Below are 23,997 nucleotides of genomic sequence, written 5' to 3'. Positions count from 1 at the left end.
CTTCAGTTCCAACCAATGGTCGTTCATCCAATCCTCGTAGCCGAGCAGCTCTCCTTCCCGTCTCTCCTCTTCAGGGCCCCACTTTGGCGACTGGATCAAATCTAGGAACGCGTCAAAACGCCACTCTTCTCCAGGCACTGCATACATAATTCGGTGCAGTTCATACTCACGCCAACCTTCCGGTGGCTCGACGTGGTCCCGTCGGACTAACGCGGCCATCTGCACTTGCCGGTCAAAGAGCCTTAAATATCGCTCTAGGACTGGCGGGAACCGTCCCTTCGCATGAGCAAAATTTGCGAGAGGCTTCCGTCCCGCAAGCATGAGGCCTAACTCGCGATTGGTATGCACTTTATACGGAAGTGATTTGAGAAGACTGTTGAGCAAAACTCACCCCATCCCAGCCGCTTCCATCAGCGCCTTAGTACTCGCGTCGAAGTCGCCCTCGCCTGCATCAATGTCCTTGGCCATTTTCTTGCCCAGCTCGACCCCAAACTGATCAAAAGGGTTGATCCCCATCAAGACAGCGTTGGTGAAAGTGCGATGCTCGTGAAACGCGATCAACGCGCCGAGCGCTGCGGCGTCCAGATCATCGACCAGGATCATCGCGCTGGGCCGGTCCCCGGGGAAGGCGCGCGCAGGGTCTTTGCCGTCGGCGGACATATTGCCCCCCGCCATCAGAGCGGCACCTTGCGCGAAGCAATTGATCAGCAAGCTCTTGTGATGTGCCGGATCTAGCTCGTCGCCGGGCGCGATGCTGGCGATGAAATCGACCGGGATCAGATGTGTGCCCTGGTGCAGCAATTGGAACACCGCGTGCTGCGCATCCGTGCCCACGCCGCCCCAAGTCACGGCGGCGGTTGGGCGATCCACAGGTTCACCCTTGGCCGTCACGCTCTTGCCGTTCGATTCCATCTCAAGCTGCTGCAAATAGTCGGGCAGCAGGTCTAGCCGCTCGTCATAGGCGAAAACCGCGCGGGTCTGGCACCCTCTGGCGCGGGTGTAATATTGGTCAGAAAAGGCGGCGAGCAGAGGTAGGTTTGCCCTACCCTGAGCCTCGCGGAAATGCGTGTCGATCGCCTGCGCTCCGGCGAGCATCGCCTGAAAATCGTCCATGCCGACCGCCAGCGCGACCGGAAAACCTATGCTCGACCACAGTGAATAGCGCCCGCCGACGCTCTCTGGAAATGGCAGGATGCGCGTTTCATCAACGCCCCATTCCACCGCGCCTTCTGGATTGGCGGTGAGCGCGATCACACGGCCGCTCGGGTCATCCACGCCATTGTCGCCGAGCCATTTCAGCGCGCTCGCCGCATTGGTCATGGTTTCGATTGTGGTGAAGGTTTTCGATGCAATCGCGATCAGAGTGGTCGCCGGATCGCACGCGGCAAAGGCCTGCTCCAAAGCGAGGCCATCAATGTTCGAGACGACGTGAACGTCCACCAGGCTGAGGTCGCGGGCCAACGCATCGACCGCCAGATCAGGGCCCAAGGCTGAGCCGCCAATTCCGATATGGATCAGATGGTTGACCTCTCCCAGAGAATCTTGATGTATCGCCTCAACCAGCATGCCCATGCGCGTGGTCAGAGCCTGTGCCTCCTCGACATCTGCCTCGGTTCCGCTGCCGCGCATTGCACCGTGAGTTGCCGCGCGGCCCTCGGTCGGGTTGACGATTCCGCCGCCAAACAACGCCTCGCGCTGAGCGTCGAAGTCCATCGCCTCAGCCAAAGCTTCAAGCTGATCAAGGATCGCATCATCCAGATGCGTCTTTGACCAATCAAACCGGATGCCAAGATCGCCCAGCTCACCAAATGACGCCTCCAATCGCTGGCTCAGCTTCTCCAAACGATCAGGGTCAGCGGCGAACAATTCACTCAGTTTAGGTTGCGGCAGAGCGCAAATAGCGTTCCAAGTGGTGGAAATCGGATCAGTCATGGGCAAATATCCTTGGCGTGATAGGCCACTCGCGACTAGGGACGCACGCGATGAATGTTAAGACCCAAACTGATGCTGCGCCCAGCTCTGGTGACGTATGCGCGGCGGCCAGCGACGATGCCGGCAATGTTGCGGCCCCCAAAGCGCACGCAGAGGAACAGCCGGAGAGCCTGGGGAGCTTTGCGTTTTTCCTGTTCAAACTGATCTTTGTGGTCCTGGTTTTTCGCAGCCTTGTGTTCTCGCCCTTCTCGATACCGTCTGAGAGCATGCTGCCGCATTTGTGGAATGGCGACTATTTGCTCGCGGCAAAATGGCCATACGGCTATTCTGACAACTCCATGCCGTTTGGCGCACCGATTGTGCCGGGCCGCGTGCTCGCAAGTGCGCCGGAGCCAGGCGATGTCGCGATCTTCAAACATCCGATTGATGGCACCGATTACATCAAGCGCGTGATTGCGCTGCCCGGTGACAGTGTCGCCATGGTCGACGGGCAAGTCGTCCTCAACGGTGAGACTGTGCCCAAGGTGCGGATCGACGATTTTATCATTCCCGTATCGGGCAACACCAGCTGCGCTTGGGGTGCGGAACTGCGCACTGACACGAATGGCCAGGATATCTGCGCCTATCCGCGCTTTCGCGAGACCCTGCCCAATGGTGTCAGCTATGAGGTGCTCGACTTTGGCCCCACAGGGGCGGATAATATGGATGCGGTCATCGTGCCCGAAGGCCGGATGTTCGTGATGGGCGACAACCGCGACAATTCACAAGACAGCCGCTTTCCCGCTAGCGCTGGCGGCGGTGTCGGGCTGGTCCCGCAAGACAATCTGGTCGGCCGCGCGACAATCCTAATGTGGTCGACTGATGGCGGATCGGATTGGATCAAACCCTGGACATGGTTCAGCGCGGCGCGCTGGAACCGTTTGGGCCAAACGCTATGAGCGCCCCTCCCCTTGATCATCTTGGCCCTGAAACAACCGAGTGGCTGAGCAAGCTTGGCCTGAACGTGGGCAAGGAGGCCGCATGGCTGGAGGCGCTCACCCATGGCAGCGTTCAAGGCAATCTGCCCAATGGCGCTCCGACGCCCAAGGATTATCAACGGCTCGAATTTCTCGGCGACCGGGTGCTTGGCCTATCGGTGGCCGACTGGCTTTACCGCGATGGCGATGCACCGGAAGGCAAGCTGTCGCAGCGCTTGAACGCCTTGGTCAGCGGCGCAACCTGCGCCCGCATCGCCCGCGTCATCGGCCTGCCCGACCATTTGCGCCTAGGCAAACAGGCGCGCGATGATGGCGGCTCAGACAGCGACAATATCCTCGGCGATGTGATGGAGGCGATGATCGGCGCGTGCTTTATCGAGCATGGGTTCGAGACCGCTCGCGATTTCATCTACCGCGCATGGGCCGATGAGCTCACCGGAAAGGCGGGCGAGGCAAAGCATCCCAAATCCGCCTTGCAAGAATGGGCCGCTGGCAACCGTCACCGCACGCCAGAATACCAGGTGATAGACCGCAGCGGGCCAGACCACGCCGCGCGCTTCACCGTCAAAGTCAGCGTTCACAAGGTTGGCGAGGCAGAAGCAATCGCGGCAAGCAAATCAGAGGCCGAAAAGCAGGCCGCAAAAGCATTTATGGAGCGCTTCGGATGAGCATTGGTACAGATATCGCGGCGAGGAAGCAGTCCAATGACTAAGCAGAAATGCGGCGCCGTCGCCGTGATTGGCGCGCCCAACGCGGGCAAATCCACATTGGTCAATCAATTGGTCGGCCAAAAGGTCGCGATCACATCGTCCAAGGCGCAAACCACCCGCGCCCGGATGCTCGGCATCGCCTTGCATCAGGACGGGGATGAAAACACACAGATGATCCTAGTCGATACGCCCGGTATTTTTGAACCGCGCCGCAGGCTGGACCGCGCAATGGTCAGCGCCGCGTGGGAAGGCGCAGAGGCCGCCGATGCGGTGCTGCTGATTGTGGATCCGATCAAACAGCGTCGGCACGAGCTGATGCCGCTGTTGGAGGCGCTGGCAAAACGTCCTGAACGCAAGATCCTGGTCCTCAATAAGGTTGACCGCGCGAAGAAAGAACCTCTGCTGGCGCTCGCACAGGAATTGGGCGAACTCGTTGAGTTTGCAGAGATCTATTTCATTTCCGCTTTGAATGGCGAAGGCGTGGATGAACTCAAGTCAAAGCTCGCCGAGATGATGCCAGAGGGGCCATGGCACTACCCGGAAGACCAAGTTTCAGACGCATCAGAGCGTTTGCTCGCTGCAGAAATCACGCGTGAACAGCTGTATCTGCAGCTGCATGAAGAGCTGCCCTATGACGCAGCTGTTCGGCCGGAAAGCTACGAGGTCCGCAAAGACGGCTCGGTTGAGGTGCGCCAACAAATCGTGATCGCTCGCGACAGTCAGAAGCCCATCGTGCTTGGCAAAGGCGGCCAGCGGATCAAAGCCATTGGCGAGGCCGCACGCAAAGAACTCGCGGAAATCCTCGGCGTAAAGGTCCATCTATTCCTGCATGTGAAGGTCTCAGAAGGCTGGTCCGAGGACAAAGAAGTGTTTGAAGAAATGGGGCTCGACTGGGTCAAATGAGCACGCGGCCCCTCAGGAAGTTTGTGAAGCGCTACACGACACTGTCGAGCGCGCTGCAAACCTTGAGGCAAGAGAAACTGGTCCTGCTCAGTCCGTCGAAGTGGGACGATGCGAATGACGCCTATTTCATGGACCTCTATCGCTCTCAGATAGCATCGCAATCTGTGCTCGCGCTGTGCTGCACCATGGCGAAAGAGACCTATCATCACTGGCGGGTGTTCACCCAAGGCATGGATGGGATCGCAATTGAATTTCACCGCGAGCCCCTGGAGCAAGCCGTTGAAAAACAAGAAGGGTTTCGCGCAGGAGCGGTGAACTACATGAGCGTCCAGGCGCTCAAAGACCAGGCATCATCTGGCATCGAAACACTGCCTTTTGCCAAACGCGAAGGCTATTCCGACGAGCGCGAGTGGCGCATTATCGCCGAATGCGAGGATGTGCGGGAATACACCGATCTGCCGATTGACCTACCCTGGATCAGCAGCATTACCTTCAGTCCTTGGATGCCGCCAAGCCTCAGCGACAATTTGCGCAGCATTATCAAGGAAATCGTGCCTGACGCAAAGATTTCCCTGCGCGCCAGCAGCCTGACAAATAGCAAGGCGTGGAAAGATGCGGGGCGAGATTTGACCGCTCGGTAAAACGCTAAAATCTAACGTTTTTTAGCGATTTTAATCTTCTGCTGCTTTGCAAAGCTCTTGGTTGAATCTTCGCTGCGGTTCAGGGCCTTTGCAATCTGCTTTAAGCCCTGCCCCTTGGACGCAAGCAGTTTCAGTAAGCCCGCCTCTTCAGCGTTCCAGGGTTGCTTGTGCCGTTCAAATCGTTCTTTGCCCATAGCAGCTGACTAGCCGCATGCGCCCGCAATAGCGAGGGCCCGAGCGGAGGATTGAATTTCAGCGCTTATTTGGCAGCGAGCTGTTCGAGCTTGGCGCGAAGGCTTGGCTCGTCGAAAGGCTTGACGATGTAGTCATCCGCGCCCGCATTGATGCCTTCGTGAATGTCGGCAACATCGCCTTTGGACGTGCAAAACACGATCGTCGGCGCATGCGGGGTCGGGATCGCGCGAAGCTTGGTCACAAACTCTAGGCCATCCATTTCCGGCATTTCCCAATCGGTAAGGACCAATTGCGGCATCGATTTCTTGCAGCGAGCGAGAGCTTCTTCGCCGTTCTCCGCTTCAATCGGCGAATAGCCAAGGCTTTTCGCAATCTTGCTGGAAACCTTGCGGATCACGCGGCTGTCATCAACGATCAGACACGTCTTGGTCGCAACCTGCTGAGGTGCGCCGCCTTCGCGCTGCGCCTTGGCGGCGCGAACAATCGCAGCGGTATCGCCGGCGTCCTGCGCTGCAGGAGCCTCTGGTGCTGGTGCTGGAGCTGCTTCGCTCGCCTCGGCGGGCGCTTCGGCTTCAACCTTGGGTTCTACCACATCGTCTTCGGACACAGGGGCGCCTTTGGCTTCGGCGAGCTTTTCAGCCAGCGTCTTGCCTTCCATTGAGCGTTTAAGCCGTGCCTCGCCCGAAGGTGACTTCGGGCCGGTGGTGCGTTTGATTAGATTTTGAATGGCTCAAGCTCCCCGTCTTGCGCTGAGACGGCGCCTTGGAATTGCGCCTCCATCGAAGCGACAGCTGGCGCAGCGAGCTGATCACCGGCGGTTTCATCGGCGTTATCGCCTTCGCCCGGTGTCATGCAAACGTGCAGATATGGCATCCAGACGTCGCCAAATTCAGCCTTTTGATACCACACGTCCAGCACATCATAGCTGGCCCAGATCCCGTCGGGCTCGCGCAGGCGCAGCCCCTCACCAATACGCGGCACAGCGGCAAAGCGCATGCGCTCCTGAGATTGATGCGTCTCGTTTTGAACTTCGATTTCGATCACGTGGTTCGGCCTCTAACTGTTGGCCTGTGCGCGCTCGCACCTCGGCCGTCGAGACTCTGATACGGGACAATACTTGACGATTTGCAAACAAGAGGTCGTAAACCACAATTTTCCCGCCGCATCAGTGGGAATACGTGTTTAAACAGGGATTTACCTTATTCGTTGTTTACCAATTGAACGCAGCGTCGCGCCAAGGCTCGCATGGAACCGGCCTGCTTCTTGCCAGAATCGGCGATAAATTGGAGCGCCGCTGGGACGCTCCCTTCCCTACTTTGCGTCAGCCTTTGCCGCTTTCTTAGCAGGAGCCTTCTTCTTGGCCGCCGTCTTCTTCTTTGGAGCGGCCTTCTTGCGTTTCTTCTTCGCAGGCGCTTTGGCCGCACGCGCATCGATCAGCTCAATCGCCTGCGCAGCTTCGATGTCCTCCGGCTTCACGTCCTTGGGTATCGTCGCGTTGACGTTTCCATCGGTGACATATGGGCCATAGCGTCCGGGCATCACCTTGATCTCGCCGCCGCTGGTCGGGTGCTCGCCCAGGGTCTTGATCGGTTCAGCCTTTTGCCGCCCGCCGCCCTTGCGATTGGCAGCCTCAGCCAGCAGCGTCACCGCCGCATTCATGCCGGTTTCGAACACATCCACCGTACTGGTAAGCTTCGCATACTTACCATCGTGACGCAGGTAAGGGCCGTAGCGCCCGATCGCGGCCTCGATTTCCTTGCCGGTCTCCGGGTGCGCACCGATGATCCGCGGCAAATCGAGCAGTTTGATCGCCCATTCCAGGTCAAAATCATCGAGATCCTTTGGAATGGAGGCGCGCTTCTTCTTCTCTTCGTGCTCCATCTCGACATAGGGGCCGAAGCGCCCGGTCTTGCGGTGGATGTCTTCACCCGTTTCCGGGTGCTGCCCCATAACGCCATCAGCGCTGCCATCGTCGCCATCGCTGCCGGGCTGCGCAAAGCGGCGGGTAAACTTGCATTCGGGGTAATTCACGCAGGCGATGAACGCACCAAAGCGTCCGCCGCGCAGGTTTAGCTTGCCGTTTTCGCGCCCCTCGGTCGCGCACAGCGGGCACCGGCGGGGATCTTCACCGTCCTCGGTCGGCGGGAATAGATAATCTGAGAGATACTCATCAAGCGCCTCGGTCACCTCTGAGGGAAGCTTCTCCATCACCTCTTCGGTTTTGGGTTTGAAGTCCTTCCAGAACTTGGCGAGCAGCTCTTTGTAGTCCTCGCCGCCATCAGAGACAGTGTCGAGTTCGTCTTCCATGCCAGCGGTGAAGTCATACGCCACATAGGTGGGGAAGAACCGCTCTAGAAATGCTGTTAGAAGACGACCCGAATCCTCTGCATGAAAACGATTTTTTTCCATTCTGACATAATCGCGGTCACGGATCGTCTGGATTGTTGAAGCATAGGTGGAAGGGCGGCCAATGCCGAGTTCTTCCAAACGCTTCACCAACGACGCTTCGGAGAAGCGCGGCGGCGGCTGGGTGAAGTGCTGGTTGGCCTCAACACCCTTCTTGGCCGGAACATCGCCCTTCGACATCGACGGCAACAAGCCTTCTTCGTCATCTTCAGACTTATCATCGAAGCCTTCTTGATAGACTGCAAAGAAGCCAGGGAATTTGACGACCTGGCCGGTCGCGCGCAGCTCATGCTGGCCCGTCGCATCGCGTAGAGTGATGGTCGTGCGTTCCAATTGAGCCGCTGACATTTGGCTCGCCATGGCGCGCTTGAAGATCAGCGAATAAAGCTTCGCCTCATCACCAGAGCCAGCCTTATCTTTGGTGAAATTGGTTGGCCGGATCGCTTCGTGTGCTTCCTGAGCATTCTTCGCTTTAGTGCTGTAAAAGCGCGGTTTTTCTGGCTTGTAAGAGCTGTCAAAGCGCTCATCGATTGCATCGCGAGCGGCGGCAATCGCGCTGCCGTCCATCTGCACACCGTCGGTCCGCATGTAAGTGATTGCGCCCGCCTCATAGAGCGATTGCGCGCACCGCATGGTGTGGCTGGCTGAGAAGCCTAGCTTACGCGAGGCCTCTTGCTGCAGCGTAGAGGTTGTGAACGGCGGCGATGGGTTGCGCTTGAGCGGCTTGGTCTCAATCTCTTCGACAGTGAAGCGCCCGGCCTCAACCGCTGCCTTAGCGGCCATAGCTGAACCTTCATTACCAAGGTCGTGCTTGCCCAGCTTCTTGCCATCAAACTTGACGAGGCGCGCATCGAATGCGGTGCCATCATGCTCCATCTTGGCCAGAACAGACCAATATTCGACTGGATTGAACGCTTCGATCTCGCGCTCCCGGTCGACCACAAGCCGCAAAGCAACCGATTGCACCCGGCCAGCAGACTTCGCCCCAGGTAGCTTGCGCCACAGAACCGGCGACAGAGTGAAGCCAAACAGATAGTCCAGCGCCCGGCGCGCGAGATAGGCATCAATCAAATCGGTATCGAGCTCTCGCGGTGACTTCATTGCGGTCGTGATGGCAGATTTGGTGATCGCGTTGAAAGTAACCCGGTCGACCTTGGTCGGCAGCGCCTTACGCTTCTTCAGCAGTTCCTGGACGTGCCAGCTGATCGCCTCCCCTTCCCGGTCAGGGTCGGTCGCGAGGACAAGGCGGCTTGCGCCCTTTGCCGCATCAGCGATTTCTTTGAAGCGCTTTTGCTTGTCTCGGTACAGCTCCCAATCCATCGCGAAGTCTTCATCGGGCCGCACGCTGCCATCTTTGGGCGGCAAATCGCGGACGTGGCCATAGCTCGCCAAGACCTTGAAGTCTTTGCCGAGATACTTCTCGATAGTCTTCGCCTTGGCCGACGATTCAACGATAACAAGCTGCATGGTGGTTCTGTCTAGTTCCTAAACGGTGCCTTCACGTGTGCACGTACGCGCGAGGGTGGGGCCGCGCAATTAATTCCGTCAAGTGGTCAATTACTCGAAAACTTCGTTGAGTGAAGCCGCGCTATCATGCAGCAGCGAGTAGCTGGCGATGCCTATCGCGGTGACTGTGAGCGAACCGAGGCTGGAGAAAATCGTCGTCATCACGAGGTGGAACACCGGGGTTTCAACATAGCCTTCAGAAAATTCCTCGAGGAAGATGACTGAAAAATCATAGTAGAGCAGCGTGAAGACTGGGACGGCTAACAAAGTCATGGGTGCCAACACCGCGAGCAATAGAGGCCAGAACTTCGCTGTAGTCGCCTCCCACGATTTGCTCAGAGCCTCTGTGCCCATCTCACCATCGGCCAAAACAAGCCCGTACATCGGGAGCCACCGAACGAGCAAAATGACTCCCGGGATAATGAGCAAGACAAAACCGAACGATATCGCCAGCCCACTAATGAGTGAAACCAAGAAATATCCGCCAAAGTTTCCTTTGAGGCCGCCCGGCGCAAGCCCACCCTTTGTGAGCAGGCCCATTGTCAAAAGATAGGCCAGTACAAAATCGACGATCATTGCTGGTACCATCAGACCGTCGGCAAGCACTTGCAGGTCAATCAGCGACCATACCGTCACTGTCACGCCAAGATAGGCAAGCGCCTCAGGCCAGGCGGCCCGGAGCAGCCGGATCGCCTCGCTCCAAACCTGCTTTGCGCCTTCAAATGCCTCGCTTGAAAGTTCCATTATTCCCCTAACCCGCCAAACTCACTCGGCCGCCCGAATGCCGCTCAAGTTCGCCGGTGATTTCCAATTCTAACAACGCCATCTGCACCAAAGCCATTGGCGCGCCTGACTGCCGCACCAGCTCATCCACGGTGACAGGCGCGGTCGATAGAAGTGCGGTTATCGCACCTGTGTCCTCTAGGCTGACGTCCGTGCCATCAAGCTCTGAAAAATCATAATCCTCGCGCCCTTCGGCCACCACATTAAATCGGGAGCGCGGCGTCCCCTCGAAGCTTTCGAGCAGCTCGGTCACTTCTTCAGGCGACTGAACCAAGACCGCTCCATCGCGGATCAACTGGTTGCAACCTAGACTTCGCGTGTCGAGCGGCGAACCGGGGATCGCCATCACTTCGCGCCCTGCCTCTCCCGCCAACCTTGCGGTGATGAGCGAGCCGGATTTTGGTGCAGCCTCCACAACCAGAGTACCCGCAGCAAGCCCGGCGATGATACGATTGCGGCTGGGAAAATGGCTCCCGCGCGGCTGAGTGGCGGGTGGTTGCTCCGCGATTAGCAAGCCTTCACGCGCAATCTGCTCCTGCAACTCAGAGTGCTGCGGCGGATAAGCAATATCAATCCCGCTGGCGATCACGCCGATGGTCGCGCCAGCACTCGCGGACAGAGCGCCTTCGTGGCTCGCGCCATCGATCCCGCGCGCCAGGCCTGACACCACGGAGTAGCCCCGCTCCGCTAAATCACGCCCAAATTGCCGAGCGAGCTTCACCGCTGCAGCCGACGAATTGCGCGCTCCGACCATCGCCACACAGGGTTTCGACGCCAACCGCACGTCTCCGCGATAAGTGATGATTGGCGGCGCGCTTTCTATCTCTGCAAGCAGAGGCGGAAAGTCGGGCTGATCATGGAACAGATAGCTCGCGCCTGCCCGCTGGATCCCCTCGATCTCTCGCTCAATTTTGTCGCGCGGCGCCGGGCGATAGCTGCGCTTTCCTCGGCCGCCCAGCTCTGGCAGAACCTCAATCGCTGCAACCGCATTGCCGAACCGCGCGAGCAGCTGGCGATAGCTCACCGGGCCGATATTGGGCGATCTGAGTAAGCGAATACGGGCAAACGCCTCAAGCTGGGTCAGCCCTTTTTCGCCGCCTTCAGACGCACTCATTTTGAGCTGCCGATCTTGGGCTCCTCACCCTTTGCAAGCCGCCCAATGTTCTCGCGGTGGAGATAAATGATCAGGCCCGCAATCGCCGCCAGCACTGGAAAGAACTGCGGATAACCAAACAGCGGGGCCGCCGCAGCCGCAGCGACCACCGCGCTCATCCCGGCGAGAGATGATATGCGGAAAATGCCCAATGTGCTGATCCAAATGGCAGCGTAGGCTAACCCGATGGGCCATGCCAAACCAAACGCGACACCGGCATTTGTTGCGACACCTTTGCCGCCTTTAAATTTAAGCCACACCGGGAAGCAATGACCGAGCACAGCGCCATGCGGCAGCAAAGGTCTTGACCTGGTCGTTGATGTTTTTCTGAATCCCGATGTCATCGTAAAACGCGATGAAGCCAATGATGAAAACGGGCACAAATCCCTTGAGGAAATCGAGCAGCAAAGTACCCGCCGCAAGCCACTTGTTCCCGGTGCGCAGGACATTGGTTGCGCCGATATTGCCGCTGCCGATATCGCGCACATCGCCCATGCCCGCCGCTTTGGTCAGCAGCAGGCCAAACGGGACCGAGCCAAAGGCGTATCCCAACAAGGCGGCTAGCAATGGTTCCATGGTCGTAATGCCCCTTTTCACGAGCTTAAGTCGCCCGCCGCTTCCCTTTTCGCAAGGCCTAAGTAAAAGGCGGCTGTTCGACAAGCTATAGCAACAAGGTCCAATCCGATCACCAGTTCTGACGCCCCGATCCTCCTGCTCGACACCGGCGTTGGCGGGCTGACAATTTATGACGCGGTGCGCCGCGCTTTGCCCGGTGCACCGATCATTCTGGCGGCCGACTATGCTGGCCTGCCATACGGCAAGAAGACCGAAGCTGAGGTAGCGGCGCGGGTCGCCGGGCTACTTGGCCGTATGAGCGAGCGCTACCAACCGCGCCTCGCCTGTATCGCCTGCAACACCGCTAGCACGATTGCGCTCGATATGGTTCGCGATGTGCTGGAAATTCCAGTTGTCGGAACCGTCCCAGCGATCAAACCAGCAGCGCTCACCAGCAAAACAGGCGTCATCGGAATGCTCGGCACGCAGGGGACCGTGCGCCAACCCTATGTCGACCGGCTGGAGGCGGAGTTTGTCAAACAGGGCAAATTACTACGCTTTGCCGCGCCAGACCTTGTGGATGAGGCCGAAAGCAAACTGCGCGGAGGGCCGGTAAACCGCGCGGTGCTGAAAGCGGCCCTCGAAGGGCTGAGCGAACACGATCACGAGATGAAGCTCGACCGGATTGTGCTCGGCTGCACGCACTTCCCACTGCTCGAAGAGGAGTTGATGGATGTCGCGGTGAATGATTTGGGAATGCCACCTGACATCCGTTTCCTCGACGGAGCAGGAGGCATCGCAAGGCGGATCGCGCACTTGCTGGACGGCCAGGATTTTGCCCGAAATGGCCCCAATCGCGCAGTCACTACGGGCGATATCAGCACTCTTCAGGAACTGAAAGACACCCTCGCGACTTATGAAATCGATCAGATTGATCGATTTTAAGCAGGGCACATGCAAACCGTTCGCAAAGATAGCGCTGGAATTGGTCCGCTCTACTGCCTAAATCGCGCCCACTGACAGTCCGATTCAGTCGGGCGAAACGAAGAGCACAACGCGTGAATTACGGAAACGTCTTCGATAAAGCGATCGACCGCCTTCATGAGGAAGGTCGCTACCGCGTGTTCATCGACATCATGCGCAACAAGGGCGCATATCCCAACGCTCGCTGCTTCCACGGCCACAATGGGCCAAAGCCGATCACGGTCTGGTGCTCCAATGATTATCTGGCGATGGGCCAGCATGAAAAAGTCATCACCGCTATGGAAGATGCGCTGCACGATGTGGGCGCAGGCTCTGGCGGCACTCGCAATATCGGCGGCAACACCCACTTCCATGTCGAGCTGGAGCGAGAGCTTGCAGACCTCCATGGCAAAGAAGGCGCGCTGACCTTTACCAGCGGCTATGTCTCCAACGATGCGACACTTTCCACGCTTGGCAAATTGCTGCCCGGCTGTGTGATCTTTTCCGACGCGCTGAACCATGCCAGCATGATTGCAGGCATCCGCAATTCCGGCTGTGAGAAGCGAGTGTTCCGCCACAATGACATGGCGCATTTGGAAGAGATGCTAGCCGCGGAGGATCACGACACACCCAAAGTGATCGCTTTTGAAAGCGTCTATTCGATGGACGGCGATATCGCCCCGATCCACGAGATTTGCGACCTTGCCGAGAAATACAACGCCCTCACCTACATCGACGAAGTACATGCTGTTGGCATGTATGGCGAGCGCGGCGGCGGCATTTCAGAGCGTGATAAGGCCGCGCATCGGATCGACATTATCGAAGGCACTTTGGGCAAGGCATTTGGTGTGATGGGCGGCTATATCGCTGCTGACACGCGCGTGATTGACTGTATCCGCAGCTACGCCCCAGGTTTCATCTTCACCACTTCGCTCTCGCCAGTGCTGGTCGCAGGCGTGCTCGCCTCAGTGAAGCACCTTAAGAGCTCCAGTGAAGAGCGCGACGCGCAGCAAGCCAATGCTGAACTGCTTAAGCAAAAGATGCGCGATGCGGGCCTGCCAGTCATGGACAGCGTCACACATATCGTCCCGCTGATGGTTGGCGACCCTGTTCGCGCCAAGAAGATCAGCGACGTCCTGCTAGCCGAATACGGCGTCTACGTTCAGCCGATCAATTTCCCCACCGTGCCGCGCGGGACAGAGCGCCTGCGCTTTACTCCCGGCCCGATGCACACGGCCGAAATGATGGACGAGCTGACCGAAGCCTTGGTTGAGATCTGGGACCGGTTGGAGCTGGAATTGAAGCAGGCGGCTTAATGGCTGACCCAATTAGTGTTTTCATTGACACGAACATATTTCTTGCGTTTCACCACTACACAAAGGACGATATCGAGCAGCTAAGAATTGTTTCGAAGTTGATCGAAACCAACAAGCTGAAGCTCTATCTGCCTAGGCAGGTAATCCAAGAGTATGATCGCAATCGCGAGGGCAAACTTGCGCTTGCAATCAAGGATTTCACTTCTAAGGGAAAGCCGCCGGGATTACCACGATGCATGGCGGATTACCCTGATGCTGCCGAGTATCATGCGGCCCTCGAGAAGCTGGAGAAAGCGAAGGATCAAATGATCCAATCTGTCAAAGCAGATGCAAAAGATCGCAAACTTGCAGCAGACAAACTGTTCGATGAGATCGCCGCTGCAGCCGAAATTCTGGAAACAACAGATGATATCTTTGAGGCGGCGCAAAAAGAAGGGCAATTGGAAACCCGCCGGGTAAATCGATCTCGCTTGGAGATCAAATTAGCTGGGAAGCCCTATTGTCCCAAGTTGGCAAAGATACAGATATTCACATCATCTCAAAGGATGGCGATTTTGCATCTGACCTCTCTGCCGATCAAGTAATGCCCGTATTGGCGGCGGAATGGACCGAAACAAATGGAGGAATACTCGCACTTTCGGAGGAATTGCGGCCGTTTCTCAACGACAGATTCCCTGGCGTAAAGCTGGCGATTGACATTGAGAAAGCTGAAGCGATTGATCAGCTTGTCGAAACCGGAAATTTCGCTCTTACCCATTCATACATTTCCAAACTTTCACCAATGATTGGGTCGCTCTCTTGGAGTGATGCTGATCGCATCCTGACCGCTGGCGTCGAAAATTCTCAAATCGCTTGGATTGGAACAGACGATGATGTCCGTTCATTTTATCGAGCCGTCGTAGCAAACTTTGCTACGAAAATTTCTGAAGAACGAATGGAAGAGCTCGACTCCTACTTCCCTCCTTCTCTTTCGACGGGATATGAAGATATGCCATTCTAGTTGCTCACGATTGCACCGCGCCGTAGCGTCCTTTGCGTTGCCGTAAACCTGCGCTAGCACTCGCCTGAACCATCAGGAGAAAAACACGTGTTCGGCAATCCAGATCAGAAGTATGACGAAGTCGTTCTCAGCCGCCGCTCTATCCGTGGCTATCTTGATAAGCCGGTCCCGCAGGAGCTGATCGAAGAAGTGTTGAAGATGGCTATGCGCTCGCCCTCTTCCATGAACACCCAGCCCTATCATTTTCACGTAATCACTGGCGAGCCGCTTGATCGGATCCGCAAAGGCAACACGGAGCGCATTCTTGCCGGAGAGCCGGACAGCCGCGAATTTCGTAAAGGCCACGCATTCGAAGGCGTCCACCGCGACCGGCAGGTCGGCTGCGCGATCCAACTGTTTGAAGCGATGGGCATCGGCCGCGAGGACAAGGAAAAACGGCAAGACTGGGTGCTGCGCGGTTTCCGCCAATTCGATGCGCCCGTTTGCGTGATCGTCACCTACGACAAAGAGCTGTCCGACGCTGATGACACCGTGTTCGATTGCGGCGCTGTTACCACCGCGCTGGTCAATGCGGCATGGAGCCGGGGCCTTGGCTGCGTGATCAACAGCCAAGGGATCATGCAATCACCCGTCGTGCGCGAACATGCCAGCATTCCGGACGATCAGGTAATCATGAAGGCAGTCGCACTAGGCTGGCCCGACCCCGACTTTCCCGCAAACCCAGTGAAAATCACCCGCCGCAAGGTTTCAGATGCGGCGACGTTCGTGGGGTTTGAGGATTAGTCTTCGTCCACGGATGCTGCGGCCGAACAAGTGAACCGCACTCCGGGCCGCGGCGTCTCATCAACGGTTAAATCGAAGATGTCTGGCCGCGAGTAATGGCCGACCACATCAAAGTCGTAGCGCGCCTTTACCAACTCTGCCGTGTCAATCTCATGCATGATGAGGCCTTCACCGGCCTGATGCGGCCCGGCAAGCACATCGCCTAGCGGGCTAGGCGATCAAACTGCCGCCTGCGATCAAATCGCGCGTATCGTCCCAGCCATCGACCTTTGCGCCCAGAGCCTTGGGACTGGGTTGATACTGGCATGAGCTCACCACGAAGCAGCGGCCTTCATGGGCGATATGGCGCATAGAGCTGCGCCAGACATCGCGGTGATCAACCGTCGGCGCGCACCATATGTCGACGCCTTTTGCGTACATCGCTGCTCGGAACAGCGGCATGTGGTTTTCCCAGCATATCGCCGCGCCTAGCGTGCCAAAGCGCGTTTCGATCACAGGCAAGGTCGACCCGTCGCCCAGTCCCCAAATCAGGCGTTCGCTGCCCGTCGGCATCAATTTGCGATGCTTGGCGACCAAACCGTCTTCCGGAATGATAAATATGGCAGTGCAGTAGAGCGTGTTGCCGCCGCGTTCGATTACGCCGAGCACCAATGTCGCCCCGGTTCTCTGCGAAAGAGCCTCAAGCTCCGCGACCTCGGGACCATCTAGGTCAATTGCATTTTCATAATATCGGGCAAAATCTTCTCGGCCCTCGGGCAAGCGATAGCCGAGCCGAGTGCCAAAATCGCTTCCTTTCGGATACCCGCCAAGAAGCGCCTCGGGCATCACGAGCAGATCAAGCCCAGCCCCTTTAATCTCGGTTTCGCGGGACAGGACTTTCTCAAGGCTTGCCGCCTTACCAGCAGGTTCGGAGCCGATCTGAAGCGCGGCGATAGTAGCTATTGTCATGGCGCAATCGGTAATGCGAAGCCAAGCAAACAAGCAAGCGTTTTAGCCTAACGCAAGCTCACCACATTATCGCTTTCGGGTCGCTGCCTGTCGCCGCGGAACAGGCTTAGCATTGGCTCGTCGGCGACGGTGAATTCCTCCGCATTGCCAAAGCCGTTAAAGCCGGTTTTCATCGCCGCGCCATATGCGCCGATCATGCCGATCTCGATATAATCGTAGGCTTGGATATCTCCCGGCAGCGGGAACGGCCCCTGCATATAGTCAGCATCGTCGCAGGTCGGCCCGTAAAAGGCGAAATCGACCTCTGGATCGCGCAAATTGTCGGCCAGCGCCTTTACGGGGAAGCGCCAGTCAACATGCGCCGCATCATACAGCGCGCCATATGCGCCATCATTGATGAACAGCTCTTCGCCCCGGCGCTTATCGACCTGCACCACAAGCGAGGAATACTCCGCCGCCAGCGCCCTGCCCGGCTCGCACCAGAGCTCAGCATTATAGGCAATCGGCAGCGCTTCGAAATGCTGCGAAATCAGCGCGAAGTAATCCTCCAAAGGAGGCGGCTCCATGCCCGGATAGATGCTGGGAAAACCTCCGCCGACATCGATCATATCGATCACCACGCTGGCATCGGCAATCGCAGCGCGGGTGCGATCCAGCGCCTGGACAAAAGCAAACGGGGTCATCGCCTGGCTGCCGACGTGGAAACACACACCCAGCCAGTCGCAATGCTGCCGCGCTTCCTGAAGCAAGGCCGGAGCCTCGAGCAGATCGCAGCCAAACTTGCTCGCCAGGCTCAGCTCAGAATACTCGCTCGACACGCGCAAGCGCACGCACAGGCGCAGGTCATCGGCGACAGCGCCTGTCTCTGGGTTGCGGCAGGCCTCAACGATCTTGTGCAGCTCTTCGGCCGTGTCGAGGCTAAAGGTGCGCACTTTATGCGTGTGATAGGCCTCTGCAATTGCGCGGCGGGTCTTAATCGGGTGCATGAAGCACAGCTCCGCCTCGGGCAGCTCTGCACGGACCAGACGCACCTCGGCAATGGATGCGACGTCGTAATGCGTCACGTTCGCCTCCCACAGCACACGCAAGAGCGACGGCGCGGGATTGGCTTTCACGGCATAGAGCGTCTTGCCCGGAAACTTCTCTGTGAAGAATCGAGCTGCGCGAAGGGCCGCATGCGGGCGGTTCAGAATGATCGGTTCGTCAGGCGCAATCGCGCCGACTACCGCCGCTGCATCGGAAAAAATCTCATCAGGATAGCTGTGCAACTCAAGGGACCCCCAGAAGGATGCGGATCAAGCCAAGGGCCTAACCCAGGTTCTGAACAAGGCTGCCTTACGGTCTTGCGATCAAGAGTCCCCGCCCTCCTAAGAGGGATCGGCAGCGGAAGCGCGCATATAAGCCTTAATCGCGCTTCCGCAACTCAAAATGTGCATCTGGACGGGCGGTTCCTGCCCCTTCCCCAAGTTCTGCAATTTAAAACGCAACCTGCGGGGTCTGATCGACAGTGCCCTTCTCGCTATCGTCAAGACGGTGGAAATCCGCCTCTTTGAAGCCAAGCATTCCAGCGAAGAGAACAGCCGGGAAGCTCTCACGCGCTGAGTTGAACTGAGCCGCGGCGGCATTGAGCGCACGGCGAGCAGCGGCAAGCTTGTCTTCCGTCTCAGCCAGCTCGCGCTGAAGCTCTTGGAAATTGGTGTTCGCCTTGAGGTCTGGATAGGCCTCACCCAGCGCCAGCAAGCGATCGAGCGAGAGTTTGAGCTGTTGCTCGCTGCCAGATGTCGGCTCACCAGAAGCGGCGGCATTGCGCGCGCTGATCACGCTGTCGAGCGTCTCTTTCTCGTGGCTGGCATAGCCCTGAACGGTGCTGACCAGGTTCGGAATCAGGTCGTGGCGTTGGCGCAATTGGGCATCAATATTGGCCACGCCTTGGCGAACGTTCTGGCGCAAAGCGACCAGCCGGTTGTAGATCCCAATAACAAGCAGAACCGCGCCAACCGCGATCACCACAATTGCCGATGTCCAAAACCATCCAAAAATCTCGACCATCTCAAACCTCTTTCTTAACTGTATATTCCTATATTAGCGTCAAATAGTTAAGGGATAGCGACACAGCCGAGGGGCCTCGCGCGAATAATGGTTAAGGGAGTAGAGCGTAGCGATGCGTGCCGATGTTAACAAGCTGATGGGCGGGGAGCTGGGTAGCTGGCTCGACGCACAGCAAGGCATGCGCACCGAGGCGAAAGAGAAAGCCTCAAGCCGCGGCGTGACATCCGCCTTTATCCTGCTGCCTTTGCTGGCGCTGCTATGGTTTGGTCCCAGCTGGGACGGCATGCTCAAGTTCATACTCTCGATTTTTATGGGAATTGGCGCTGGCTCTTGGATTTACGCACCGATCCAACAAGCGAAGAAAGAGATCAAGATCGGCATCAATTCCGCCATCGCGGGCGAATTGGGCGTGCATTACGACCATGACGTTGAACCGGGCGATGAGTTTGAGGCCGCCAAGCAATATGGGCTGGTTCCCCACTACAATCGCGATGGCTTTGAAGACCAATGGTTTGGCGCACTGGAAGGCCACGATTTTCGCCTATACGAGGCACATCTGGAACGGCAGAAGGGCTCGGGCAAAAATAGGCGCTGGGTGACGGTCTTTCGCGGCGCGATCATCCAGATGCAATTTGGCCGCAAGTTCCATTCCACCACGCTGCTGCAGCGAGCAGGCAAGCATAAGAAGTGGTTCGGCCTGGGCGGCCGCGCTGACCATGCAAACTTTGACGGACACCGGCTGGATTATGTCGATCAGGTGCACCCCGCCTTCGAAGACGTTTTCGAGGTGTGGAGCGATGATCAGGTAGAAGCCCGCACACTTGTTGATCCAACCTATGTCGAGCATTTGATCGGGATTGAACGGGCATTCTCCGGCGATGCTGTACGCGCGGTCTTCCGCAAAGGCGAAATGATCATCGCGGTCGAAAGCGGAAACCTGTTTGAAAGCGGCAGCATCGACGCATCCGGCGACCGCGAGCGCGCGGAAGAAACCGCCAAGCAATTTGCCTCCCTCGCCCAGCTGGCCATGGCCATCAACAAGACCGAACGCGGCCATGAAAATACTGGTCCGAGCTCTAGCGGGGTTGTGGTCGATGATGCGCGCAATCTAGGCGCTGGCACCTCCGCACTTGGCGGCGGGTTTGGCCGCAAAGGCCTCTAGGCCATCAGCTCAAACGGTCTTTGAAGTCCTCATACTCAAACCGTTTCACGCACTCCAAATTGTCCGTCTCACTGTCCCACAGCCAAATGCTGGGTAGCTGCACACCGTTGAAAGTGTTCGTCTTCACCATGGAATAATGCGCCTGATCGAGGAATGCGAAACGCGCTCCGGGATCGGCCTTTACCGGCAGGCGGTAGTCACCAATCACATCCCCGGCGAGACATGACGGCCCGCCGAGACGAATGGGCACGCTCTCGTCCTGAAGCTCGCCAAGCATCGCCGGGCGATACGGTGCCTCCAGCACGTCAGGCATATGGCAGGTGGCCGACACATCGGTGATCCCAATCGGCACCTCGTTAAAGCCCGTATCGAGCAAAGTGCCGACCAATATTCCCGCATCAAGCGCAATCGCTTCGCCCGGCTCGAGGTAAATCTCAGCGCCCGTGTCTTCGCGGGCGTCTTTGAGCAATTGGATTAGCGCATCACGCTCATAATCTGCTCGGGTGATGTGATGCCCGCCGCCCATATTGATCCATTTGAGCTGCCCGAAAAATGGCTCAATCGCATCAAACACCCGGTCCCACGTGCGCTGCAATGGCTCAAAGGTCTGCTCGCATAGGTTGTGGAAGTGAATACCATCCACGCCCTGCATGTGTTCTTCGGTCAGCTGGTCGATTGGAAAGCCGAGCCGCGAGCCGGGCGCGCTGGGATCGTATTTGGCGACTTCCCCGGTTTGCACCATCGGATTGATGCGCAGACCCACGTCAACATCACCGCCCGTATGCCGAGCATGCTCCAGGATGACAGCTGCGCGGGCCATTTGCGTGGGTGAATTGAAGATAACATGATCGGAGAGGCGGCAGATTTCCTCAAGCTCATCCGGCTTATAAGCAGGTGAATAAGTCGCGATCTCGCCATCGTAATACTCACTCGCCAGCCGAGCTTCCCACAGCCCGCTGCATGTCGCCCCATCGAGATACTCACCAATCAGCGGGGCAACCGCATGCATCGAAAACGCCTTTAGCGCGGCCAGCACTTTGCTATCCGCCTCATCGCGAATTTCCGCCAGCACCTGACAGTTCGCGCGCAGCTTCACCGCATCGACGACGAACGCAGGGCTTTCAACGCGGCTCAAATCAAATTGGGCGAAAGCGCCCGGATCACCGGCTTGCGTTTGCATTCAATTGTTCTCCAGCGCCGCGCCAAACGCACTGGCGGCGGCTGTATCGAAGCAGACCAAGGCGACGCGCTCCAAAACATCAGGTTGACAGGTAACGAAAGTTCTTATGGTCGAAACCGCAACCTTAGCGGCCTCTTTGATTGGATATCCATATATGCCGGTAGAAATGGCTGGGATACCGATGGTTTTCGCGCCAACCTCGACACCGCGCATTAACGATTCTTGATAGCATGAAGAAAGCTGGTCCGGTTCGTTATTGGCGCCGCCACGCCAAACCGGGCCAACCGTATGGATAATCCATTTGGCTGGAAGCTCGTAACCTTTGGTCACTTTGGCCTGCCCAGTCTTGCAACCACCAAGCAAGCGGCATTCATGCACCAATTCTTTTCCCGCTGCCCTGTGGATGGCACCATCCACACCGCCCCCGCCCAGCAGCGAGCTGTTGGCAGCATTGACGATGGCGTCAAACTTCATCTTCACGATGTTACCTTCGACGGCCTCAATGAGTGTCGATCCCAAACGCATCAAAATTCAACCGGTCCGTCGAGCTCTTTCACGTTCCAAGGAAGGCCATGCGCATTGAGCATTTCCATAAACGGATCGGGGTCCATTTGCTCCATGTTGAACACGCCCTCACCTGACCAAGTGCCGCCAAGCATCATCGCGCTGCCAATCATGGCGGGCACGCCGGTGGTGTAGCTCACGCCCTGATTGCCGGTCTCTTCGTATGCTGCCTCGTGGCTGCAAATGTTGTTGATGTAGAAAGTCTTTTCGCCTGAGTCGTCGAGCGCCTCGCCCGTCGCGATCACGCCGATATTGGTATTGCCAGTTGTGCTCTCACCCAAAGTTTCTGGCTTGGGCAGAACGGCGGCGAGGAATTGCAGCGGGATGATTTCTTTGCCCTGATATTTGATCGGCTCTATCCCGGTCATGCCAACATTCTGCAGCACCGTCAGGTGTTTGATGTATTCATCGCCAAAGGTCATCCAGAACCGCGCGCGCTTCAGCTCAGGAATGAATTTTGAGAGGCTTTCCAGCTCCTCGTGATACATCAAATAGGCGTTACGCGGGCCGACCGCCTCAAAGTCAAACTCGGTTTTCACCTGCATCGCGGGCGTCTCGACCCACTCCCCGTTTTCCCAATGGCGAGCAGGCGCGGTCACCTCGCGAATGTTGATCTCTGGGTTGAAATTGGTCGCAAACGCCTGACCATGATCGCCGCCATTGCAATCCAAAATGTCGAGCTGGCGGATGGTCTTCAGCTTGTGCTTGCGCAGCCACATAGTGAAAACGCTGGTCACACCAGGATCAAAGCCAGAGCCGAGCAGCGCCATGATGCCAGCCTCTTTGAACCGGTCGTGATAAGCCCACTGCCAATGGTATTCGAACTTGGCCTCGTCCTTTGGTTCGTAATTGGCGGTGTCGAGATAATGCACGCCGGTTTCCAGACAGGCATCCATGATCGGTAGATCTTGATAAGGCAGCGCAAGATTGACGACGAGGCTCGGCTGTATCTGACGGATCAGATTGACCATCGCAGGCACTTCTTCCGCATCAATCTCGTAGGTGCTGATATCCGCGCCTTCGCGCTGCTTCACGCTGGCGGCGATCGCATCGCATTTCGACTTCGTCCGGCTGGCCAGATGAATATCGGTAAAAATATCGCCAAGCTGAGCCATCTTGTGAACACACACCGAGCTGACCCCGCCTGCCCCGATTACCAAAACTGTCGACATAATTACGGCCTTTCAAATTCGAGATCTTGTGCGCGCTCTAATGCAATGCGCTATGGCCGACAAATGATCCAAGAGACCACGAAAAAAGCAACCCGAGACGGGGTTCTCGAAGCGGCACGCAAGATTACCGAAATTTTGCCGCCAACACCGCTGCTCCAGGCCGAAATCAATGGCACACAGTGCTGGGTAAAGGCGGAGAATTTGCAGCCCGTCGGCGCGTTCAAGATCCGCGGCGGATGGCACCGGCTTTCGGCAATGACGAACGAAGAGCGCGAAGGCGGCGTCGTCGCTGTATCCAGCGGGAACCATGCGCAAGGGGTAGCTTGGGCGGCGCGCAAACTGGGTATCAAAGCAACAATCGTGATGCCGCGCGACGCGCCTCAGGTGAAGCTCGACAATACGCGCGCGCTCGGCGCAGAAATTGTGCTGTATGAGCGCCCCGGCGAAGACCGCGATGAAGTCGCAGCCAAGCTGATCGCAGAGCACGGCGGCACCCTGGTCCATGCCTTTGGCGACCCATGGGTGATCGAGGGACAAGGCAGTGCAGGCATTGAGATCACTGAGCAATTGGGCGGCGAGCCAAGCGCGATCCTTGCCTGTTGCGGCGGCGGGGGCCTTGCGGCAGGCCTCGGCCTCGCCAACCCATCAGCCAAGATTTACGCGGTTGAGCCGGTCGGTTGGGATATGGTCGGACAGGCGATTGCATCAGGCGAGCTGGTTACGGCCGCCGCGGACGCGCCTAAGACGATCTGTGACGCGCTCCAACCGACCGCGACCAAACAAATGAACCTCGATCTCTTGTCTGGACGGGCGGAGGCTGGCGTGACCGTGAGCGATGACGAAGTGCGCAGCGCACAGCGCTGGGCCTTTGCGAACCTGCGCCTCGTCGTGGAACCCGGCGGAGCCGCCGCTCTTGCCGCCGCGCTGGCGGGCAAAGTGCCGCTTGATTATCGCACGGTTATCATGCTGACCGGCGGCAATGCCGATCCACAGGACTTTGCGAAGACTATCGCCGGATAGGCCTCGCCCACCCCCCGCGCATTGAACCACATTTGACAATCCGAATTGGCTCTCGCAGGTAGGCGTCAAGAGGGAGACA

Annotated in this window: 25 protein-coding genes and 1 pseudogene; 11 read left to right on the top strand and 15 right to left on the bottom strand. The window is 57.6% G+C overall.

What is annotated here, in order from left to right; genetic code table 11:
• Positions 1–387: 387 nt before the first annotated feature.
• Positions 388–1,932, bottom strand: a complete 1,545-nt coding sequence (gene pgi / locus AC0V6U_RS03765; protein ID WP_472644878.1) for a glucose-6-phosphate isomerase — start codon at positions 1,930–1,932, stop codon at positions 388–390.
• Between the two features lie 50 nt (positions 1,933–1,982).
• Here pgi and lepB point away from each other — a divergent pair, with 50 nt between their 5' ends.
• From lepB to AC0V6U_RS03745, 4 genes are read left to right on the top strand one after another with little or no spacing between them, the layout of a single operon-like run.
• The gene (gene lepB, locus AC0V6U_RS03760) at positions 1,983–2,870 is read left to right on the top strand and encodes a signal peptidase I (RefSeq protein ID WP_472644877.1); all 888 of its coding nucleotides are present in this window, start codon (positions 1,983–1,985) and stop codon (positions 2,868–2,870) included.
• On the top strand, positions 2,867–3,577 hold the full coding sequence (gene rnc / locus AC0V6U_RS03755; protein ID WP_472644876.1) for a ribonuclease III: 711 nt from the start codon (positions 2,867–2,869) through the stop codon (positions 3,575–3,577). Before lepB ends, rnc begins: the two co-directional genes overlap by 4 nt.
• A gap of 36 nt (positions 3,578–3,613) precedes the next feature.
• The gene (gene era / locus AC0V6U_RS03750; RefSeq protein ID WP_472644875.1) at positions 3,614–4,522 is read left to right on the top strand and encodes a GTPase Era; all 909 of its coding nucleotides are present in this window, start codon (positions 3,614–3,616) and stop codon (positions 4,520–4,522) included.
• Entirely contained in the window at positions 4,519–5,163 is a 645-nt protein-coding gene (locus tag AC0V6U_RS03745; RefSeq protein WP_472644874.1) for a DUF2971 domain-containing protein, read from the top strand. The genes era and AC0V6U_RS03745 overlap by 4 nt, the downstream gene beginning before the upstream one ends.
• 11 nt (positions 5,164–5,174) lie before the next feature.
• Here the strand turns inward: AC0V6U_RS03745 and AC0V6U_RS03740 are convergent, their stop codons facing one another.
• The 7 genes and pseudogenes from AC0V6U_RS03740 to plsY form a co-directional block, all read right to left on the bottom strand.
• Complete coding sequence (locus tag AC0V6U_RS03740; RefSeq protein WP_472644873.1) at positions 5,175–5,357, bottom strand: hypothetical protein; 183 nt, start codon at positions 5,355–5,357, stop codon at positions 5,175–5,177.
• Between the two features lie 65 nt (positions 5,358–5,422).
• On the bottom strand, positions 5,423–6,016 hold the full coding sequence (locus AC0V6U_RS03735; RefSeq protein ID WP_472644872.1) for a response regulator: 594 nt from the start codon (positions 6,014–6,016) through the stop codon (positions 5,423–5,425).
• Between the two features lie 56 nt (positions 6,017–6,072).
• A complete protein-coding gene (locus tag AC0V6U_RS03730) occupies positions 6,073–6,402 on the bottom strand; it encodes a hypothetical protein (RefSeq protein ID WP_472644871.1) in 330 nt (109 codons plus the stop codon).
• Between the two features lie 267 nt (positions 6,403–6,669).
• A complete protein-coding gene (topA, locus tag AC0V6U_RS03725) occupies positions 6,670–9,231 on the bottom strand; it encodes a type I DNA topoisomerase (protein WP_472644870.1) in 2,562 nt (853 codons plus the stop codon).
• Between the two features lie 90 nt (positions 9,232–9,321).
• Entirely contained in the window at positions 9,322–10,014 is a 693-nt protein-coding gene (locus AC0V6U_RS03720; RefSeq protein ID WP_472644869.1) for a hypothetical protein, read from the bottom strand.
• Positions 10,015–10,021: 7 nt separating this feature from the next.
• Positions 10,022–11,167 (bottom strand): DNA-processing protein DprA, encoded by a 1,146-nt coding sequence (gene dprA / locus AC0V6U_RS03715; protein WP_472644868.1) that lies wholly within the window; start codon positions 11,165–11,167, stop codon positions 10,022–10,024.
• Positions 11,164–11,782 (bottom strand): annotated as a pseudogene (gene plsY, locus AC0V6U_RS03710) (glycerol-3-phosphate 1-O-acyltransferase PlsY). The gene dprA and the pseudogene plsY overlap by 4 nt, the downstream one beginning before the upstream one ends.
• Positions 11,783–11,869: 87 nt before the next feature.
• On the opposite strand from plsY, the gene murI reads away from it, so the two are divergent.
• From murI to AC0V6U_RS03685, 5 genes are all read left to right on the top strand, one after another.
• Positions 11,870–12,706, top strand: coding sequence for a glutamate racemase (gene murI / locus AC0V6U_RS03705; RefSeq protein ID WP_486169535.1), 837 nt, complete (start codon positions 11,870–11,872; stop codon positions 12,704–12,706).
• 113 nt (positions 12,707–12,819) lie between these two features.
• On the top strand, positions 12,820–14,040 hold the full coding sequence (hemA, locus tag AC0V6U_RS03700; RefSeq protein ID WP_472644866.1) for a 5-aminolevulinate synthase: 1,221 nt from the start codon (positions 12,820–12,822) through the stop codon (positions 14,038–14,040).
• Positions 14,040–14,624 (top strand): PIN domain-containing protein, encoded by a 585-nt coding sequence (locus AC0V6U_RS03695; protein ID WP_472644865.1) that lies wholly within the window; start codon positions 14,040–14,042, stop codon positions 14,622–14,624. Before hemA ends, AC0V6U_RS03695 begins: the two co-directional genes overlap by 1 nt.
• Positions 14,624–15,040 carry a hypothetical protein gene (locus tag AC0V6U_RS03690; protein ID WP_472644864.1) on the top strand — a complete coding sequence of 139 codons (417 nt, stop codon included), beginning with the start codon at positions 14,624–14,626 and terminating at the stop codon, positions 15,038–15,040. The genes AC0V6U_RS03695 and AC0V6U_RS03690 overlap by 1 nt, the downstream gene beginning before the upstream one ends.
• An 87-nt stretch (positions 15,041–15,127) precedes the next feature.
• Complete coding sequence (locus AC0V6U_RS03685) at positions 15,128–15,823, top strand: nitroreductase (protein WP_472644863.1); 696 nt, start codon at positions 15,128–15,130, stop codon at positions 15,821–15,823.
• Here the strand turns inward: AC0V6U_RS03685 and AC0V6U_RS03680 are convergent.
• From AC0V6U_RS03680 to AC0V6U_RS03665, 4 genes are all read right to left on the bottom strand, one after another.
• On the bottom strand, positions 15,820–15,981 hold the full coding sequence (locus tag AC0V6U_RS03680; protein WP_472644862.1) for a hypothetical protein: 162 nt from the start codon (positions 15,979–15,981) through the stop codon (positions 15,820–15,822). The two genes, AC0V6U_RS03685 and AC0V6U_RS03680, sit on opposite strands and share 4 nt — an antisense overlap.
• 52 nt (positions 15,982–16,033) lie before the next feature.
• Complete coding sequence (locus AC0V6U_RS03675; protein ID WP_472644861.1) at positions 16,034–16,771, bottom strand: carbon-nitrogen hydrolase family protein; 738 nt, start codon at positions 16,769–16,771, stop codon at positions 16,034–16,036.
• Between the two features lie 47 nt (positions 16,772–16,818).
• Positions 16,819–18,039 carry a type III PLP-dependent enzyme gene (locus tag AC0V6U_RS03670; RefSeq protein ID WP_472644860.1) on the bottom strand — a complete coding sequence of 407 codons (1,221 nt, stop codon included), beginning with the start codon at positions 18,037–18,039 and terminating at the stop codon, positions 16,819–16,821.
• Positions 18,040–18,247: 208 nt separating this feature from the next.
• Positions 18,248–18,820, bottom strand: coding sequence for a LemA family protein (locus AC0V6U_RS03665; protein ID WP_472644859.1), 573 nt, complete (start codon positions 18,818–18,820; stop codon positions 18,248–18,250).
• A 112-nt stretch (positions 18,821–18,932) separates the two neighbouring features.
• Here AC0V6U_RS03665 and AC0V6U_RS03660 point away from each other — a divergent pair, with 112 nt between their 5' ends.
• Complete coding sequence (locus tag AC0V6U_RS03660) at positions 18,933–19,982, top strand: DUF3137 domain-containing protein (RefSeq protein ID WP_472644858.1); 1,050 nt, start codon at positions 18,933–18,935, stop codon at positions 19,980–19,982.
• Positions 19,983–19,986: 4 nt separating this feature from the next.
• Here the strand turns inward: AC0V6U_RS03660 and AC0V6U_RS03655 are convergent, their stop codons facing one another.
• From AC0V6U_RS03655 to AC0V6U_RS03645, 3 genes are read right to left on the bottom strand one after another with little or no spacing between them, the layout of a single operon-like run.
• Positions 19,987–21,162: a carboxynorspermidine decarboxylase gene (locus AC0V6U_RS03655; RefSeq protein ID WP_472644857.1), complete on the bottom strand. Its 1,176-nt coding sequence runs from the start codon at positions 21,160–21,162 to the stop codon at positions 19,987–19,989.
• Positions 21,163–21,687 carry an O-acetyl-ADP-ribose deacetylase gene (locus AC0V6U_RS03650; RefSeq protein ID WP_472645694.1) on the bottom strand — a complete coding sequence of 175 codons (525 nt, stop codon included), beginning with the start codon at positions 21,685–21,687 and terminating at the stop codon, positions 21,163–21,165.
• Positions 21,687–22,898: a saccharopine dehydrogenase family protein gene (locus AC0V6U_RS03645; protein ID WP_472644856.1), complete on the bottom strand. Its 1,212-nt coding sequence runs from the start codon at positions 22,896–22,898 to the stop codon at positions 21,687–21,689. The genes AC0V6U_RS03650 and AC0V6U_RS03645 overlap by 1 nt, the downstream gene beginning before the upstream one ends.
• A 63-nt stretch (positions 22,899–22,961) precedes the next feature.
• Here AC0V6U_RS03645 and AC0V6U_RS03640 point away from each other — a divergent pair, with 63 nt between their 5' ends.
• Positions 22,962–23,918: a threonine ammonia-lyase gene (locus tag AC0V6U_RS03640; RefSeq protein ID WP_472644855.1), complete on the top strand. Its 957-nt coding sequence runs from the start codon at positions 22,962–22,964 to the stop codon at positions 23,916–23,918.
• The last annotated feature ends 79 nt before the right edge of the window (positions 23,919–23,997 follow it).

This window comes from Erythrobacter sp. W36, assembly GCF_057364935.1.
Note: the sequence above shows the minus strand (reverse complement) of the source record. Positions and strands in the feature narration are given on the sequence as shown.